This is a genomic window from Thiomonas sp. X19 (genome assembly GCF_900089495.1).
Classification (GTDB): Bacteria; Pseudomonadota; Gammaproteobacteria; order Burkholderiales; family Burkholderiaceae_C; genus Thiomonas_A.
The window spans coordinates 4,571,645-4,588,615 of record NZ_LT605203.1 but is presented as its reverse complement, the minus strand read 5'-3'; the positions used below and the strand labels follow the sequence as shown (position 1 = coordinate 4,588,615).

The 16,971-nt window shown below is 63.1% G+C and carries 19 protein-coding genes; 12 read left to right on the top strand and 7 right to left on the bottom strand.

The annotated features are described in order from the left end of the window. Positions 1–22 precede the first annotated feature (22 nt). Positions 23–901, top strand: coding sequence for a LysR family transcriptional regulator (locus THIX_RS22555; RefSeq protein WP_112487980.1), 879 nt, complete (start codon positions 23–25; stop codon positions 899–901). Positions 902–965: 64 nt separating this feature from the next. On the opposite strand, the gene traI is transcribed toward THIX_RS22555, so the two are convergent. After that, on the bottom strand, positions 966–3,095 hold the full coding sequence (gene traI, locus THIX_RS22550) for a TraI/MobA(P) family conjugative relaxase (protein ID WP_112487979.1): 2,130 nt from the start codon (positions 3,093–3,095) through the stop codon (positions 966–968). Continuing rightward, positions 3,095–3,406 (bottom strand): Mobilization protein mobB, encoded by a 312-nt coding sequence (locus tag THIX_RS22545; RefSeq protein WP_112487978.1) that lies wholly within the window; start codon positions 3,404–3,406, stop codon positions 3,095–3,097. Before THIX_RS22545 ends, traI begins: the two co-directional genes overlap by 1 nt. A gap of 434 nt (positions 3,407–3,840) precedes the next feature. On the opposite strand from THIX_RS22545, the gene THIX_RS22540 reads away from it, so the two are divergent. The 4 genes from THIX_RS22540 (at position 3,841) to THIX_RS22525 (ending at position 6,971) form a co-directional block, all read left to right on the top strand. Further along, entirely contained in the window at positions 3,841–4,455 is a 615-nt protein-coding gene (locus THIX_RS22540; RefSeq protein ID WP_112487977.1) for a hypothetical protein, read from the top strand. Positions 4,456–4,529: 74 nt separating this feature from the next. Further along, the gene (locus tag THIX_RS22535) at positions 4,530–5,288 is read left to right on the top strand and encodes a hypothetical protein (protein WP_112487976.1); all 759 of its coding nucleotides are present in this window, start codon (positions 4,530–4,532) and stop codon (positions 5,286–5,288) included. Continuing rightward, positions 5,285–5,833 carry a hypothetical protein gene (locus THIX_RS22530; protein ID WP_146748664.1) on the top strand — a complete coding sequence of 183 codons (549 nt, stop codon included), beginning with the start codon at positions 5,285–5,287 and terminating at the stop codon, positions 5,831–5,833. The genes THIX_RS22535 and THIX_RS22530 overlap by 4 nt, the downstream gene beginning before the upstream one ends. After that, positions 5,811–6,971, top strand: a complete 1,161-nt coding sequence (locus THIX_RS22525; protein ID WP_112487974.1) for a conjugal transfer protein TraB — start codon at positions 5,811–5,813, stop codon at positions 6,969–6,971. The genes THIX_RS22530 and THIX_RS22525 overlap by 23 nt, the downstream gene beginning before the upstream one ends. 148 nt (positions 6,972–7,119) lie before the next feature. Here THIX_RS22525 and THIX_RS22520 read toward each other — a convergent pair whose 3' ends face one another. Genes THIX_RS22520 through THIX_RS22510 form a run of 3 tightly spaced genes read right to left on the bottom strand, consistent with a single transcriptional unit; the run spans position 7,120 to position 10,012 of the window. After that, positions 7,120–8,055, bottom strand: coding sequence for a DMT family transporter (locus tag THIX_RS22520; RefSeq protein ID WP_112487973.1), 936 nt, complete (start codon positions 8,053–8,055; stop codon positions 7,120–7,122). Next, positions 8,052–8,804 (bottom strand): 2OG-Fe dioxygenase family protein, encoded by a 753-nt coding sequence (locus THIX_RS22515; protein WP_112487972.1) that lies wholly within the window; start codon positions 8,802–8,804, stop codon positions 8,052–8,054. The genes THIX_RS22520 and THIX_RS22515 overlap by 4 nt, the downstream gene beginning before the upstream one ends. After that, the gene (locus THIX_RS22510; RefSeq protein WP_112487971.1) at positions 8,801–10,012 is read right to left on the bottom strand and encodes an argininosuccinate synthase-related protein; all 1,212 of its coding nucleotides are present in this window, start codon (positions 10,010–10,012) and stop codon (positions 8,801–8,803) included. Before THIX_RS22510 ends, THIX_RS22515 begins: the two co-directional genes overlap by 4 nt. A gap of 91 nt (positions 10,013–10,103) precedes the next feature. Here THIX_RS22510 and THIX_RS22505 point away from each other — a divergent pair, with 91 nt between their 5' ends. After that, positions 10,104–11,054, top strand: coding sequence for a LysR family transcriptional regulator (locus tag THIX_RS22505; protein ID WP_172979024.1), 951 nt, complete (start codon positions 10,104–10,106; stop codon positions 11,052–11,054). A gap of 172 nt (positions 11,055–11,226) precedes the next feature. Here THIX_RS22505 and THIX_RS22495 read toward each other — a convergent pair whose 3' ends face one another. Beyond that, the gene (locus tag THIX_RS22495; RefSeq protein ID WP_233224686.1) at positions 11,227–11,781 is read right to left on the bottom strand and encodes a hypothetical protein; all 555 of its coding nucleotides are present in this window, start codon (positions 11,779–11,781) and stop codon (positions 11,227–11,229) included. Between the two features lie 72 nt (positions 11,782–11,853). Between THIX_RS22495 and THIX_RS22490 the strand changes: the two genes are divergently transcribed. The 3 genes from THIX_RS22490 (at position 11,854) to THIX_RS22480 (ending at position 12,824) form a co-directional block, all read left to right on the top strand. Further along, positions 11,854–12,222 carry a hypothetical protein gene (locus tag THIX_RS22490; RefSeq protein WP_112488565.1) on the top strand — a complete coding sequence of 123 codons (369 nt, stop codon included), beginning with the start codon at positions 11,854–11,856 and terminating at the stop codon, positions 12,220–12,222. Positions 12,223–12,225: 3 nt separating this feature from the next. Then, a complete protein-coding gene (gene tnpB / locus THIX_RS22485; protein WP_112487969.1) occupies positions 12,226–12,567 on the top strand; it encodes an IS66 family insertion sequence element accessory protein TnpB in 342 nt (113 codons plus the stop codon). A gap of 71 nt (positions 12,568–12,638) precedes the next feature. Next, positions 12,639–12,824 carry a hypothetical protein gene (locus THIX_RS22480; protein ID WP_112487968.1) on the top strand — a complete coding sequence of 62 codons (186 nt, stop codon included), beginning with the start codon at positions 12,639–12,641 and terminating at the stop codon, positions 12,822–12,824. A gap of 26 nt (positions 12,825–12,850) precedes the next feature. Here the strand turns inward: THIX_RS22480 and THIX_RS22475 are convergent, their stop codons facing one another. Next, the gene (locus tag THIX_RS22475) at positions 12,851–13,339 is read right to left on the bottom strand and encodes an Lrp/AsnC family transcriptional regulator (RefSeq protein ID WP_232054276.1); all 489 of its coding nucleotides are present in this window, start codon (positions 13,337–13,339) and stop codon (positions 12,851–12,853) included. A gap of 213 nt (positions 13,340–13,552) precedes the next feature. On the opposite strand from THIX_RS22475, the gene THIX_RS22470 reads away from it, so the two are divergent. The 3 genes from THIX_RS22470 (at position 13,553) to THIX_RS22460 (ending at position 16,954) form a co-directional block, all read left to right on the top strand. Continuing rightward, a complete protein-coding gene (locus THIX_RS22470; RefSeq protein WP_371412980.1) occupies positions 13,553–14,698 on the top strand; it encodes a branched-chain amino acid ABC transporter substrate-binding protein in 1,146 nt (381 codons plus the stop codon). A 75-nt stretch (positions 14,699–14,773) separates the two neighbouring features. Beyond that, positions 14,774–15,556, top strand: a complete 783-nt coding sequence (locus THIX_RS22465) for a class I SAM-dependent methyltransferase (RefSeq protein ID WP_112488564.1) — start codon at positions 14,774–14,776, stop codon at positions 15,554–15,556. 9 nt (positions 15,557–15,565) lie between these two features. Beyond that, the gene (locus THIX_RS22460) at positions 15,566–16,954 is read left to right on the top strand and encodes an MFS transporter (protein WP_112487966.1); all 1,389 of its coding nucleotides are present in this window, start codon (positions 15,566–15,568) and stop codon (positions 16,952–16,954) included. Positions 16,955–16,971 lie beyond the last annotated feature (17 nt).

The following is a 16,971-nucleotide window of genomic DNA, read 5'->3' as shown; positions in this document are numbered from 1 at the left end:
AATAAGTGAGAAAATATCACCAATGAATCGCAACGACATTCCCTCCTTGGATGACTTGCGGGCTTTCGAAGCGGCGGCGCGCTTGGGCTCGGTCCGCATGGCGGCTGACAGCCTGGCTCTGACCCATGGAGCGGTAAGCCGTCGCATCAACAAACTGTCAGATGACTTGGGATTCAGACTGTTTGAGAAGAGCGGTCGTGGCATACGCCTGACCGCAGCCGGTCAGACTCTCAACCTAACGCTTGGCAGATTCTTCGGCGAGTTAGAAACTACAGTGTCAAGCCTGCGCAATGCAAATTCACGACAGAGCACTTTGGTTCTCTCGTGCGAACCTTCAGTTGCAATGCGCTGGTTGATCCCAAGATTGGCAGGGTTTCAGAGCGCCCATCCCAACATTGCCCTTCATCTGTCCGTAGGTGGCGGAACTGTCGAGTTTGATCGAGACCGCATCAATCTGGCTATACGCCGACTTGACTTTGCCCTCCCCAGTTCGTGGCATGTCCAGCCCCTTTTCCCCGAGAAAGTCGGTCCGGTCATGAGGCCACAATTGGTCTCGGCGTTTAGCCATGGCAACTTCGTCGCGCTAGGCTCTAAGACACGTCCAGCAGCATGGTCTCAGTGGTTAAAAACCCATCCACAAGCCCCGCGCCCGTTAGAGATTCGTTACTACGATCACCATTTCTTGATTGTCGAAGCAGCTTCCGCCGGACTCGGCGTTGCAATGAGCCCGCTGGTTCTCGCCACTGACGATCTAGACAGAAAGCGCTTGGCCGCCCCCCTAGGCTTCGATGCTGATGGCAGCCACTATGGACTCATATCGAGCGATAAAGCTGAGCTTTTTGACGCAGAGATGGAACTGACTAAGTGGCTCCAGACGGAATGCTCAACGTTACTGGGTTAGCTTTGGAATCGCTGCCCATCTGGATTTCATGCTATTGACGAGGATCGCGGCTGGGTTGACACGCTCAGCGCAGCCGTTCCTTCACCAGTCCTTCAACCACCCGCATGAACCCGGCGTAGAGCCCGCCCAGCGCCTTGCGGCTGTGCGCGTTTGCCGCGGCCACGTCCCCACCCGAGTGCCCGATGCGTTCCATGCTGTGCATCCAGTCCTGCACAGCGCGGGTGCGCGCTGCGTCGGTCTGGGCCTGTTGCCATGCCGTCAGCGCCGCATCGACTGCCCGCATTTCGGGCAACGCAGTGGCGTCCTGCGGTTTCAAGGACTTGGCCGCATCGGGAGCCGACTTCTCCACAGCCGTTGGGGACAACTGGGGCGCGCGCTGCCTGCGCTGTTGCTCATCCTGCACCACGGCCTGCAAGTCGGCGTCCATGACCTCGATGCCCAGCCGCACCGCCTGCCGCACAGCCCGTTCCCTGAACTCACTGCTGCCGGTGATGTCCACCTTGCCGCCGTACTTCTGCGCCGCCATGCGCAGGGCCGCTTCCAGACTGTCATCGCTCTTGTCGTGCATCACGATGCGCGGGCCGGTGTCGGTGAACTTGTCCCGCCCCTGTGCATCACGGTACAGCACGAGTTGGCGCCTGCGGTCAATCTGCGCATCCAGTCCGGCCAGGGTGAGCTTGCGCAGCGGGTCGAGTTCTTCACCCTCGATGCCGTCCACCTGCTTGCTCTTGTTGCGCTGCTCGCGGTAGCGGATACCGCGCAGCGCGGCCTGCGCCGCCTCGTCGCCTTGCTCCGCTTCACGCTCCAGCCATTTGCGCCAGACTTCGGCCTTGGGCTGCTTGGCTGAGAGCGCCTTGCGTTCTGCCGCCTGGCGCTTTTGCAGGGCTTCGCGCGATTGCGCTGCCTTGAGCGCCCACAAGGATTGCACCACGGCCAGCGGCTGGCCCTGTTGCCGGGCTTGGGCGGTCAGGGTCTTGCGCTCCTGGCGGGTTTGCACGGCCAGTTCCTGCCGTTCGCGCTGGTGTTGGCCGCGCAGGTCGGCGCGCTGTTGGGGCCGCTGCGCACGCCCAGCAGCCTGTTCGGCTTCGAAGCGGGCGGCAAGGGCCGCACGGGCGTCGGCGCGGGCTTGCCTGCGCAGGGCGCGGAGGTCGGGGTCGCGGGCCAAAACGTTTTGGGGCGCACGTTCCGGTTTGTCGCTTTGGCGGCGGCTGGTCTTGACGTACTCCGCGTAAGCGAGTGATTGGGCGGCTTCAGATGGCGGGGCGACGACGAAGGGGCCGAGGCGCTTTTCCAGTTCGGCCTTGCTCGCCCAGCGACCCAGTTGGGAGGCTTTGGCGGCGAGGATGCGGCCGTCGTCAAGCTGGGTGGTGACGACCAGCCCGGAGCCCTTGGCTTGAAGGGTGACGCCGTGCTGCGCCAGGGCTTGATGGGCATCGGCCCAGGTGGCGCCAGGGGTCTGCACGGCGGAGCGCAGGTCTTGGGCGGGTTGGCCGGCGACCCAGGACTGGAAGGAGTCGGCGCCCATATTGATCTCGGCGCGGCGTGCACGGTCGGTTGGCCTCGCCCCCTCCTCTTTCAGCAGCCCTCGTTCCCGACGTTCCGCCCGGCTCATGCGCACGATGGTCGGCCCCTGGTCGGTGTCCAGGGTGATGTAGGGGCCATTGGCGCGGGCATAGCCGAATTCGAGTTCGAGTTCGCGCATGCAGCGGTCGAGAATGAAATAGTCTTTCTTGAACGGCGGCTGCACAGCGATGAGTTTTTCCGGGTGCACGCGGTTGATGACCAGGTGCACATGATCGTTGTCGGTGTCGCGGTGGGTGGCCCAGGCGGCCTGATGCTCACCAAATCCCAGCGCATCCATGACGTGCTTGCAGGCGTGCTCGGCCTGCTGCGCTGTGGGATGTTCGCCCTCCTGCCAGGTGATAGCGACGTGGTAGACGGGGTTGCCTTTGAACCGGCCCTTGCGTTCGCAGTCCCGGGCGGTGCCGTCGCAGACGCCGGCAAGGTCTTCGGCGTAAGCCAGACGGTGTTCGTCGAGCGTCCAGTAGAGCTGGTCGTCGTCGATGTTGAAGTGGCCGCCGTCCAGGGTCTGTCCGGGCGGCAGTTCTTCATTGCCGCGCATGACATAGCGCATGACGTGAGCGAATCCCTTACTGGGCGCGCCCGGTTTGAGTGTGATGACTTTGGCAAGCATCAGGGTGTCCTTCTCAGAATGGCGGCGGTGTGCTGAAGTTCTTCGACCAGTTGCCACCAGCGGCGGCGGTCGTCTCCCGTGGCCCAGCCTTTGTCTTTGGGGTAGAGGTGTTTGAGCAGGCGTCCGAGTTGGTCGATGCGCTGCGCGGCGGTGTCGTCGGCGCGGCTGATCACGGGTTGAAGGGTGGCGCGCAGCCGGATGAGTTCCGACACGCTTTTGTGGGCGGCCTGTGCCTGGTAGCGCAGGTCGGCGAGTTGGGCGGCGGTGAGGCGCACACGGACGGTGTGCGGCTTGCGATCTTGAGAGTCCATGCCGTGACTCTGCGCGGTGGGGACGGCACGGTCTGTCCGAGGCGTGTCGCGTCTCTGGTCAGTCGTGAGGCGGTTTGAGCCGGGCGTGTGCCGGAGTTGTCCAAACCTTCGATGCGTAAAAACCGTACAAGGTAATGTTTCGTGGGACATTTGACACACCGCGTGCGCGGCGTGTCACGCCTGGCGGCGCCATGTCACACGAAACGCTTGGTCAGGGCTGCGCCCCGACACCCTCTGGACACGATCCGCCGCAGTGCGGACGCCGGCGTCGGTTCTCCGCGGTTCCCTTGTCGCACACGTTGATCGGCTTGGATGTCGGCGGCATCACAGCCGACGCGGGCGGATTCAATCTGACTTCAGGGCGCACACCTACTGTCCCCACCCTGCAGAGTCAGGGCAGGGCGCTGTGAAAGGCGCGCACATGAGGAATCACGATGACGCAAGATGAGGACAAACCGGACACGCCAGACGACGCGGGTGCATTCGACCGTGATGCGGCGCGTTCGCAGCTGCTTCAGACCGAAACAGCATTGCGCGAGGTCGTGCGGCGCAAGCGTCAGGCTGCACAGGCGCGAGCACGCGCCGAGCGGTCCATCGATCCGCGCGAATTCGCGCTCAACAGCCTGCTGGCGATCGAGGATGAGCTGTTCACCTTGTTCGACAGTGGCGAGACACTTGCCGAGATGCTGGCGTATCTGAAAGAGAACATGCCTGGCGTGCCTTTGGCGGACCTGCGACGGGCTTTGAAGACGATACGACAACGCCGGGTGCGCTCCGGCACCAACACGCCAGCGTCAACTCCGGGCGACACAGGCAACGCACAAATCGGCCGTGAGAAGGCCGTCCAAGCGCACAAGGCAGCAGTCGCCACGCCAGCCGCCGCAACCGCTCCGCCGGCTGCCCACGGACTGGAAGGTCTGGAGTTGCCGGATTGGGCGGACGGCTCTGACCGCCTGCCGGAGGAATCCGCGGCGGACTACATCCTGCGCAAGAACCTGGAGGGGCCGCCCGAGGCGCGGCGCAAGTTCATCGGCGAGCACAACGCCTGATTCCCCGACTGCCGTCGGGCGCCACCGGGGCGCTGCCCGGTCTTTTTTTGATCCTTACTGAAAGGTTTTCCATCATGCTCAAGACGTTCATCATCGATGGCGACAAAGGCGGCGTCGGCAAGAGCCTGGCCGCCCGTGCGCTGGTTCATCATTTCTTGTCCCAAGAGGAGGAGCGGCGCCCCCGGCTGGTGGTCTATGACGCCGATCTCTCCAACCCGGACGTGTGCGGCGAAGGCGGGCTGCGGCCTGGCGGCGGCATCGCCAGCACGGCGCTGCTCGATCTTTCCACAGAGAGCGGGTGGATCGATCTGGGCACGAAGCTGGCCATGCTCGGCGCTGCCGCCCAGACGGCGGAGTACCGCATCATCATCAATATGCCGGCGCAGATCGGCACCCGTGCATTCGACGGGTCGATCCACATCGTGAGCGAGGTGCTGCGCGAGGCCAATGCGGTGCCGGTGTGGCTGCTCAGCCGCACTCAGGAGAGCATCCGGGCGCTGGATTACCGCCTGCGCACTATGCCCGCGCGCTATGAGGCGGGCATCGTGGTGAAGAACATGTTCTTCGGTTCGGCGGACAAGTTCGTGCTCTGGCAGATCGACCCGCTGCGGCAGCGCCTGGTGGAGGAAGGCGCCTGGGCCGAGACCCAATTGCCGGAGATGAACGATCAGCTCGCGGTGATGATCGGGCGGCGTCCGTTCCATGAGGTGCTGGCGTCGGGCATCGACGGTCGGCCGCTGCCGTATGGCTACCGGCTGGCCCTGCAGTCCTGGCTCAAGCGGGCCGGGGCGGCGCTGGAGCCGATCGAGTCCGTCGATGTGGAGGGGGTGTGATGGCCTACAGCAATTCGGAACAGGTGTTCATGGATGTGCTCGGGCGGCTGCCGACCGAGGACGAGTGGAAGGATGTCCGTTCGCTGCTGGGCATCCTGCAGCGCACCGGCTTCGAGGTGGACGACCCGAGCAACGCACCGCACGTCACCCTGTTTGCTTGGGGCTGGGCGCGCAGTACGCCGAGGGCGGATGTGCTGGCTGCAGTGAAGGCGGCGGTACTGGAGTCGGGCAAGGCGGAGGCATCGCCTGTGGATTTGACGCCGGTGATCGCCGGCTTGCGCGGCTTGCAGGAGGTGGCGGCGCGGCCGGTGAGCGCGAAGGTGGATGAGGGGGTGGTCAGGACGGCGGTGAGAGAGGCGGTGACCAGCGCCTTGCGGGAGCCGATTTCTCTGGCCTCGATGGCGCTCCTGGGCGTGGTCATCGCCGTCGCGCTGTTTGTCGGTTCGTGGTGGGGTAAGCGCCAGTTGGAGCCGACGGTGCAGATGCAGCAGCAGATGATTCAGAAGCTGACGGCCCCTGACCATGCGCCGCGTGCTGGCAAGTGAATGGCCGATCCCCGTCGCGGCGGTTGCCGGCAGCGCCTGGCTGTGGGGTGGTTCCGGCCTCCTTGGGCCGCTGGCGTCGCTGTGTCTTCCCTTGCTGGTGGCGGGAAGCGGCACGGTGCGGCGGCGGTTCGGGGTGGCGCTGGCCTATTACGCGGTGGGCTGCTGGCCTATCGTTTCGGCGGTGTTGGGCTATTGGGGGGAACATCACGCCTTGATGGCCTGGGCTGCGTGGGCAGGGGCGGCCGTGGCGTTGTCTTTGCCGTGGGCTCTGCCGCCTCGGCGCGGCGGTTTGTTGGCCGCGCTGTTGCTGACCGCCCTGCCCCCGTTGGGCGTGATCGGCTGGCTCTCGCCGATGAATGCAGCGGGCGTGCTGTTCCCGGGGATGGGATGGATCGGCGTGCTATGTCTGCTGGCTCTCGCGGTCATCCTTCCGCTGGCTTTGCGCGACTGGGATGGTTCACGCCGGGTTCTCGTTCCGCTGCTGGTGTGCGCGGTCTTGGCGAATGCCGCCGCAGCAGTCAGGCTTGGGGTGGGGCTCACTCCGGCTTCGCCAAAAGGCTGGGTCGGCATACAAACGCAGATCAGGCCGGACAACGGCAATGTCTTCGCCGACATTGCCAACAATCAAGCCGTGATCGCCTCCGGGCTCGATCAGGGCGCTGGTGCGCGCGTGCTGGTGTTTCCTGAAGCCATCCTGCCGAACTGGTACGACGGCACCAAGGCGCAGTTCGCTGCGGCGGTGCCGCCGGGGCAAATCTGGCTGCTCGGGGCGCAGATGGGTGCGCGCGATGCCCTGGTGCGGGTCGAACATGGATACGCTGATCCGGTTCCCATCGCACAGGCTGCAGGCCTGCTGCTGGGCGGCGACTGGCAGCCGTGGAATCCGCGCACCTTGCGCCCGGCCTGGTGGCAGCGGGTGTTCGATCTTGACGGAGAGCGTGTGTGGACCGCGATTTGCGTGGAGCAAGTACAGCCGTGGACGTGGCTTGAGGCGCTGTGGCAGCGGCCAACGGTGATTCTGGCGCAGTCCAATGCGTGGTGGGCTGCACCTGGGAGCGCAGCGCCGGGGATTCAGGACGCGAGCACGCGGGCTTGGGCGCGGTTGATGGGGGTAAGTGTGGTGAGGGCCGTGAATTGATAATAGCGATGGCGTTCGATGCCGCGCCGCCCCCATACTCGCTCAGCGCCAGGCGAGCGCTACCACTCTGCATAAATGAGCATCCTGAACTACGTCCAATTGTGGGGCTCAAACTTGAACTGGACCTCAAGCTACAAACCGTTTGGTTTCAACCCTTCGGCCGCGTCACCCACCAAGCGGAAACCACGATGAGCAATCCGCCCGCCCAGCCGATTAGCGTTAAGCGCTCACCCAACCAGATCACGGCAATCAAAGCTCCCCAAAGGGGCTCACTCCCCATGAGCAACGCCACTCGAGATGGACTAGTGCGCGAGGCCGCGTAGTTCTGGACAAAGAACGCCAGAAGGGTGCACGCGATCACCAAAAACGCCGTCGCACCCCAAAATGATCCACTAGAAGGAAATGGAGCCCAGTCGGGACCGGGTACCAAGAGCATCAGGAGTGCCGACCCAAGGGTCATCACGCCCATCTGTATTGCAGTCATGGTCAGCGCCGGGAGGCGGTAGCGCCGACCATGGCGGCGGGTCAGAGTCACCATGACCCCGCGCAGAAAGGCAGCTGCCACCATCAGCGCGTCGCCAATGGCAAGCGGTGAAACGTGTCCGCCGTGCTGCTGGTAAGCAAGCAAGACCGCGCCCAACAGTGAGACCCCTGAAGCGGCGAAGACAGATCCGTCCGGCCGGTCGCCCAGCAGCCACCATTCGCACAGCGGCGTAAACACGACGCACAAGCTGATGAGGAACGCGGCGTTGGAAGCCGTTGTGAGTGACACCCCGAAGGTTTCACAAACGAACACGGCCAGGAGGTTGGCGCCAAGCAGCGAGGCCCCCGCAAGTGCTCCTGGCCATGACGCGACGGCAAGCCCGCGCAGAGCCGGCAAGAGCAACAAGAACGTGAGACCAAACCGCAACACGAGGAATTGCAGCACCGGCACTTGCTCGGTCGCGACCTTGGTCGCGCTGTAGCTGCCCCCCCACACGATCGCGACCAGGAGCAAGAGCAACTCGATCGTTCCGAAAGGCGAGCGAGAGCCGAAGCGTGTGCCGACCGCCTTCGCACTGGCATTGGGTGTTGACGCTGTCATGGTGCAACCTTTGAAAAGGCGACCACCAGCACGTCCCGCCATGCCTCGACGCCCGTCTCAGCCGGTAACACCGGCGTAACCGAATGCTTGGTTTGCGCATCCTGGCCGATCATGATGTCAAGCGGCCGTTGCAGCGTGCGCTGCCACAACACCTGTCCCTGGTTGTCGGTGACGGTGGTCTCCCCGCCCTTGACGTTGTTGCGCTGCACCAGCATGCTGACGATGTAGTCCACACCGTCACGGTGCAACCCTTCCGGCGTGGGATTTCCCGCCTGCGCTGAGTTCGCAACGATTCGGTAGGGGTGCAGTCGGATATTCCAGTGCCGGGGCACCCCCTCACATTGGTCGTAGAGGAACGTCAACCAGTCCAGCAAACGATTGAGGAGCGGGTCGGAGACGAAGCTGCTCTCCAGCGGATCGAACAGCCGAGCGACACCCCCATTGAGGCCGTTGACGTACTTCGGTTGTTCGTAGGGACCGTGAGGCAACCGGCGACGGCGAATCCCCTGCGGCGAGTCGAACGCGCCGTAGCGACGGTATCGATACGTGCCACCATCCCCCATGTGTCGATCCAGCGTGAGACTCGACCAGTGCTTGGAAAAGGCCGCAATGTCATCAGGCGTGACCGCGAGGATGCCGCTTAGAGCATCACCACCAAGGAACAGGAAATGCTGCTCGTGGAGATGACGACCAAGGCCCTCGACAAGGACAGACTCCAGCGGGCGGTTCGTCAATGCCGCCATGTTCATGCCAGCGCCTCCTCGTGCCGACGGTTGGTCGGGTTCGGTGGCTGAAACACATCATCGACCAACGACTTTTCCCAACCGTCTCGGTCGGTCAGATAGAGCGGATGCGGTGCCTTGATGGCGCAGATGTCCATCGCACCTTGGCGGAGCTGATACGTGACGGTTCCAGTGACCTTTTCCGACGCGTGTCGGATGAACGCGTCGACGCACAAGCGCAATGGTCCGAACCAGCGTCCCTCGACTGCTTCCCGCGTCCACAACATCTCCAAAGAGACCTTCTCTCGAAGTAGCTCGGCGTCCAGGACAGCTGTCTCCAGTTGCCGGTAGGCATCCATCAACACGGTTGCCGCTGGCGCCTCTCGAATCTCCAGCACCTTCTCGCCACCGGCTAAGTGCTCGAGTCCGCTGTAGCGACCGATCTGGAAGGCGCCCACAGCGTCGTTGAGGTGTGCAATCAGGGGGACGAGTTCCATCTGCCTGCCGTTCACCGCCGACGGGCGCCCCTTGCGAAACTCGATTTGCAGTTCGCAACTGGGAACATCGCCTTCCCTGCGACGGGTCCATTCAAACAAGGATGGCGGGGCCCAGAATCCTTCAGGGTTGTCGAGTGATCCAGATTCGAATTCTCGGCACCAAAGGTTTGCATCGCCGCTGATGCCACGCGCCTGAAAGCGCGTCAGGCCCAGTACCCGCAGCGCCTCGATCTTTTCATCGCGAGTCAGAACAGAACGCTCGTAAGGCGTCCCATAGCATCCGTCGAAATCCAGCTGCTCGATGGCACCGTTCAGTCTGCGTAGGCTGTTCTGAGACTGATTGGCCGCATGAATGATTGCGTCACAACCCAATTCTCGTGCCACATTGACCGCAATCTTGGCCAGAATCGGTCGAGACAGCGAAGAGCTGACCGGGTAGGTTCCAAGGTACCGTGCCTGGGCGCAGATGGCCGGCGCCACCGCCTCGGCGGCAAATTCTTCCTTGGCGTCAACCACCTTCAGATCGACGCCAAAAAACGCGGTGATCTCTTGGAGATCCTGCAGCTGGCAACCTTCACCCACGTCCACCGACAGGGCCGTGACACGCAGTTTGCGCTGCACCAGCTCTTTCAGGACGTAGCTGCTATCCAGTCCCCCGCTAAAAAGGGTGAGCACGTGGCCGACCCGACCTTGCATCGCATCAAGGTCTGCAAAGCTTCGAATAATGCGCGTCGGCATGCCATCCCTCCGTCGTTTTGTTGGCAAGAAGGATTGTTCGTCGAGGGCTCTCCATTGACTAGACTGGATCGCAGAAAAGGAGTTGTGCCTGGTGAGAACAGATAATTTCTTGGAGGTGATGCAGGAGATGGTCGCTTTCGTCCGCGTCGCGGAAGCAGGCAGCTTCTCGGCCGCTGCAAGGCTGCTCGGAGTGACGCCTTCTGCTGTAAGCCGACAAGTTGCACGTCTCGAGAAGGCCATGGGCGTGGCCCTCTTGCAGAGGACAACACGCCAGCTACGTCTGACCGACGCCGGGCTCGCCGTTCTGGAACACGGCCGTGCCATGGTTGCTGCGGCTCAGGCAACACTTCAGGTCGCCGAGGGTCATATCGGGGCGCCAAAGGGGCTGGTTCGCATCAGTGCGCCCAAGGCATTCTCACGCCACGTGCTGCAGCCGTTGCTGCTGGACTTCCTCACGAAGCACCCGGCTGTAGACGTGCATTTGTTGGTAGTCGACCGCGTGGTCGATCCTTTGCGCGAGGGGATGGACCTAGTGCTCCGACTGACGGACGACCCTCCGCAGGGCATGATCGCGCGCGCATTGATGCCAGTGAAGCAATTGTTGCTGGCTAGCCCTGCCTACATCTCTGCCCATTCGCCAGTGCGAACGCCTGAAGACCTCATGGGTCACAGCTGCCTGGCAATTGGGGAGCAAGAACGAGACAGTCGGTGGCGTTTTGTGCGTGCCGAGGACAGCGTAGAAGTCGTCGTCGCTGGGCGGTACACGTTGAATCACAGCGAAATGCGTCTCGCAGCAGTTGAGGCCGGACTCGGAATTGGCTGCGTGCCCGATTTCGTCGCACACGCGGCCTTGGCAGCAGGAAGGGTCGTCCGCTTGTTGCCGGATTGGTCCTTTGATACCAACTACCAGGGTATGGCTTACCTCTTGTTTACCAAGTCGCGATATACCGCGCCGAAAACTCGCGTGCTCATCGACTATCTCGTGGCCGCTCTGCGCCCGGACAAAGAGCCGACCTCCGTTCACGTCGGAGCAACATTGTGACACTGAGGGTGTTGCCCTCAATGGCGTTGGAGTTGTACGTCCACTCCAGCGCTTGTTTGTCATGCAGACTGGCGACCGTTGCGGGCGGTAGCGGGCGCAGGGCGTCGAGCTGCGCCTTGCGCGTGTCGATAAGTTTTAGCAGATCGACAAAGGATTGGGACATGGGTCGATTCTAGGTTCTACGACCAAGCTCAAGCCTGCCCTCCCACTTCCCCCCAAGCTTGCCTTCATCCTTGCGGTCCGGCCACCAGGCGCCTTTGCACGCGCCGCACCGGTAGTACGCCTTGCCGGTCTTGGTTTCGTTCTTGAACGTGGGCTTCTTGCAGCTCGGGCATTTCGGGCCGGCAGCGCCAGCGCTCGATATCTTCTGCCCGCCGTCGCCCGCCGGCCTGTCCTCGAACCGTTTCCCCGGCTTGCCACCATCATCCCCGAATGCCGCCTCGCAGTCCAGGCAACGGTGGTACATACTCCCAGCTTTGCTGGTGCGCTGCACGCAGCGTGCGCCGCCACAGGCCGGGCAGGCATGCAGGACCAGCTCCGCTTCCGTCAGCTTACCCTCCAGCAGCGTCCGCGAAAACTCCCGCGTTGCATCCACCTGGACCTGCATGAACGCGGCCAGCGCGGCACGCCCTGCCGCGATGTCCGCCAATGCATCCTCCTGCAATGCGGTGGTTCCTGGATCGGCCAGATCAGGCGCCACCTTGCGCAGCATGTCGATCAGCTGCACGGTATGCGTCCGCCGAACCCATCTTTTCAATGAGTCTGTGCTAAGTGAAGCTTGAGTTTTTTCGGAGGCTCCATGCGATCAGACAAACTCAGTGAAGAGCGGATTGATGAGATTCTGGCGATTCTTGATGAACTCAAAGCCAGCGGGATGAAGGCTGAAGCGTTTGCGCAGAGCAAGGGGCTGGGCTACGGGCAACTGCGCGGCTGGCTGTCGAGCGCACCGCGTTGGCGCGCGCAACGCGCGGGGCTGGCCCTGCCGCCACGGCGCAGCGCCTTCGTGCGCGCCCACTGCAACCCGTCCCCCGCTGCGGCTGCGGATGGAAGCCCCCATCCCGGACACGCCCGCATCACCTGCGAGGTGGCCCAGCGCCGCGCCCAGATCGACTGGCCCGTGGCCCACGCAGCCGAGTGCGCGCAGTGGCTGCAGGCCTGGCTGGGATAAGCCATGCTGCGCATTGAGGCCATCTGGCTGGCCGTGGGCGCCAGTGATCTGCGCGGCGGGATGGATAGCCTGCTGGGGCAGGTTGTGGCCCGGTTTGGCTCAGCGCAACGCGACCATGCCTATGTGTTTGCCAACCGCCGCGCCACCCGGCTGAAAGTGCTCGTGTTTGATGGAGCGGGACTCTGGCTGTGCACGCGCCGATTGCAAGAAGGCCGGTTTGTCTGGCCGCAGGACGACCGTGAGGCGCTGCACCTGAGCGAGCAGCAATGGCGCTGGTTGGTGGCCGGGCTGCCGTGGCAGCGCATGAGCGCGCACGCCACCGCCAGCGCCATTGCCGTGGTGTAACCCCCAAGCCCAAGCGTTTGTCGATCCGGGCAATTCCCCCTTCTCGCGCGCGCACGCGAGAGAATCTGCCCATGCTTGACGCTCTGGATACCGACCGACTCCAAGCCCTGGGCGACGATCCGGCGGCGCAGTACGCGCGTACGGTCATTGCCCGCATGCAGGCGGATTTGAAGTTCCAGCAGACGAAGATTGCGGCCCTGAGCTTCGGAAGAACGAGAACTTTCCATGCACGTCCTTCGCCCTACATCGACAGATGAGGCTGCAGTGCCACACCTCGTCCCATTCATCCACTCGGCAATTGGAGCCGGGTTTCCAGCTTGACTTCGCGCAACGCCACCGCTGTCTTCAACTGGCGCACGCCCTTGATCTTGAGCATGAAGCGCGAGACGAAACGATCGAATGCCTGCGCATCTGGCACGTAGATCTTTAACAGGTAGTCCGCGTCGCCGGTGATGACCCAGCACTCCTGGATTTCCGGTGCTGCGCGCACGGCCCGCTCGAAATCGGCGACGACAGCCTCAGAGTGCTTCTCCAGACTCACCTGCGTAAACATGCACGAGTCCAGGCCCAACTTCGTGCGGTCAAGGAGTGCGGCATAACGGACGATCAGGCCGCTTTCCTCCATATCCCGCAACCTCCGCCAGCACGGGGGCGCCGACAGTCCGATCGAGTCGGCGAGCGCCTGCACCGTGATGCGCCCGTCGCTCTGCACGATGTCGATCATGCGGCGTACGTAGGAATCCTGCAGGAGATCGGATGTTTCTTTCGACATGACGGCACTATTGGAAAAATACTTGCTGCATAACCCCATAGTTGCAACCATTTGATTTTAATCTTAGCGCATACTGGTAATAGTATCGATTCGTCAGATGGCAGCTACGCCTGACCGCAGTAGCGACAACGCGCGACATTGACTCGTCGTACCAGTTGAGCCAGAACCGAGTCAGTCGCACCTTGCCTGCATTTCCCGAGAAGGAGTCTCACCATGTTGACCTTGCAACGTTGTGCGATAGCCGCCATGCTCGCGGCCTGTTCCGCAGCACCCGTCCTTGCGGCACCCAGCGTGGTCACCCTCGGCTATGCCGGGCCGATGACCGGCCCGGCCTCTGCCTACGGCAAGGATGCGGCCAACGGTGTCTCGATGGCGATTCAGCACCTGAACGCCGAGCACGCCAGCATCGACGGCAAGCCGGTGACCTGGAAGGTGGATGTGGAGGACGACCAGGGCGACCCCAAGCAGGCCACGGTCGTGGCGCAAAAGTTCGCCGATGAAAAAGTGAACGGCGTCGTCGGCCACCTCGAATCTGGCTGCACCTACCCAGCCTCGCGCATCTATGACCGCGCGGGCATTCCTGAAATCACCCCGGCTTCCACAGATCCCAAAATTGCCCAGCAGGGCTTCAAGACGTTCTTCCGCATGCTGGCGAACGACGACGCCATCGGCGCCGGCCTGGCGCAATACGCGGCACACCACCTGCACGACAAGACCGCCGCGGTGGTGGACGACGGCACCGCCTATGGCCAGGGCATCGCTTCCGTGTTCATTGCCGACGCGAAGAAGGACGGCATGCGCATCGTCGATCACCAATACACCAATGACCACGCGACCGATTTCACCGCCATCCTCACCCAGATCAAGGCGGCGCATCCGGCGGTGATTTTCTACGGCGGGGCCTATGCCCAGGCCGGGCCGATGCTGCGCCAGATGGCGCAGCTTGGCGTCAAGGCGCAGTTCATGGGCGGCGACGGCATCTGCACCAGCGAACTAGCGACACTGGCCGGCCCTGCGGTAAACGGCACGATTTGCGCCGAAGGCGGCACGCCGCTGCAGGACATGCCCGGTGGGCCCACATGGAAGGCCCGCTACGTGAAGGCATTCGGCGCCTCCGCCCTGCAGCCGTTTTCGTCTTATGCCTATGACGCCACGATGGTGCTGGCCCACGCAATGATGAAAGCCAAGTCGGTCGATCCCAAGGTCTACCTGCCCTTCATCCGCCACGTCGACTACGAGGGCGTGACCAAGAAAGACATTCGCTTCACCTCCACCGGCGAATTGGTGCATCCGGTCATCACCCTGTCGCAGTTCAAAGAGGGAAAGAAAACTCCGCTGGCGGTGGAGAGCGTGCAATGAAACGGGCACGGCCGCAATGGGATGCGGTTGTTGATCGCGGTTTTCAGCCTTTTGTCAATTTTGGAGATCATTGCCATGTATGCCGACACCGATGCCGAATTCAGTGGTGAGCGCTCGACCAACTATCAGGATGCCCTGCGTCTGTATCCCGACGCGTGGCTACACGATTTGAAATTAATGCACGACTTGCTTCAACCAAGACCAGGGGAATCCATTGTGGAGGTTGGTGCCGGAACAGGGTACTTCAGCCGCGAAATTGCCAGAACGCTTGGTGCGAACGGCCGCCTGGACATCGTCGATCCCGCGTCAGAGCAAACGCAAGGGCTTGCCGAAATTCTGCCGCGCAATATCCGTATCCACCACCAGGCAGCAGAGGATATGGAACTGGCGTTCAAGGGTTTCGACGCGGTCTGGAGCCGCGGCGCCATCCATCATGTCCGCGACAAAATGCGGGCGTTTGAGCGATTCGCCGCGCACACCAAACTTGGCGGTCGGTTGGTGATCACCGACATCTTTGCGGGCACGACATTGGCGCGCTATTTCGATAGCTTCATCGCTCGCTCCTGCGTGACCGGCCATGAGGTGTCATTTTTGTCCCAAGATTTCGCCACCACAATTTGTGGTTTGACGGGCTGGAGCTGCCCCGCGTTCTACGACAACACCGCGCGATGGCGATTTGCCGATTCTCAGCATCTGGGCAAGTTTTTACGTCTGCTGTTTTCTGCCAAGCCGGAGTATTCGGACGAGGATTGTCTTGAGGGAGTTCAGGACTTCCTGACAGTGCAAGATGGGGGCGGTAGTTGCACCTTGCTTTGGCCGATGACCACCTTGGTTGCGCAGCGTGCGGCGACGCATTGACTGACCCGTATGTCACCACCAGAACCTCTTGCAGAGACTTCAACGCAAATCACGGGCGGTGCAGTTCCGTCTCCGCTCGGTCTGCTGCTCGCCGTTTCTCTCGGCCTGTCCATGGTGCAACTCGACATCACCGTGGTCAACGTCGCGCTGCCGCAGATTCATCGCGAACTGCACACCACGCTGTCCGGCCTGCAATGGGTGAGCGACGCCTACGCGCTGAGCTTCAGCAGCCTGATGCTGGGCGCGGGCGAACTGGCCGACCTGTACGGCCGCAAGCGCGTCTACACCCTCGGCCTGGTGGTCTTCGTGCTGGCTTCGCTGCTGTGCGCCTTGTCTCCCTCTCTGGCCTGGCTGAACGCGGCGCGCGTGGTGCAGGGCGTGGGCGCCGCGGCTTTGTTGCCCAACTCCCTGGCCATACTGCGACAGGCCTTCGTCGATGCGCGCCTGCGGGCGCGGGCCATCGGCCTGTGGGCGGGTATTTCAGGAGTGGCGCTGGTGGCCGGGCCGACCTTGGGCGGGGTGCTGGTCGATGCGCTGGGCTGGCGGGCGATCTTCTGGATCAATCTGCCGGTCGGGCTGGTGGCTTTGCTGCTGACCGCCCGCTCCGTGCGCGAATCTCACGGGGACACTCAGCGGAAGCTGGACGCGGTCGGGCAGGTGCTGGCCACGGTGAGCTTGGCCGCCTTGCTGTTCGCCCTGATCGAAGGCCATGCGCTGGGCTGGGCCGCACCGCCCATCCTGCTGGCTGGCGGCGTCACCGTGTTGGGCGGCGGGCTCTTTGTCTGGTGGGAGGGCCGCGTGATTCAGCCGCTGATTCCGCTGACCTTCTTCCGCCTTCCTGCGTTTACCGGCGCCAATGTGGCGGCGGGCTTGATGAACTTCGGCGTCATGGGCATGCTGTTCGCCATGAGTTTGTTCTTCCAGCACGTGCAAGGCTTGTCGGCGGCGCAGGCCGGGGTGCGGCTGAGCGTGATGTTTCTGCCCTTCGTGGTGCTGGTGTCGTTCGGCGGGCGGCTGGTGGGGCGGTTCGGCGCGCGCTGGACATCTGTCGCCGGGTTGGCGCTGATGGGGGTCGCCTATCTCGGCTTGGTGCGTGTTGAGGCGCAGACCCCATTTCTTGCGATGGCGCCCTGGCTGCTGCTGGCCGGGCTGGGCCTGGTGCCGGCCATGCCGGCCGTGGTGCATGCCGCCATCGGCGCCGTGCCGCACGAACGCGCCGGCATGGCCTCGGCGGTGAACAACACCGCACGGCAAGCGGCGGGCGCGCTGGGCATCGCCTTGCTTGGCGGTTTCCTGCATCTGCACGCGGGAGGCATGGCGGGCACAGGTGCGGCGCTGCTAGGGGCGGCGCTGGCTTTGCTGGCCGGGGCCCTCATCGCGGCCTGGACGCTGCGCTGATGTGTGCTTCAAGAAAT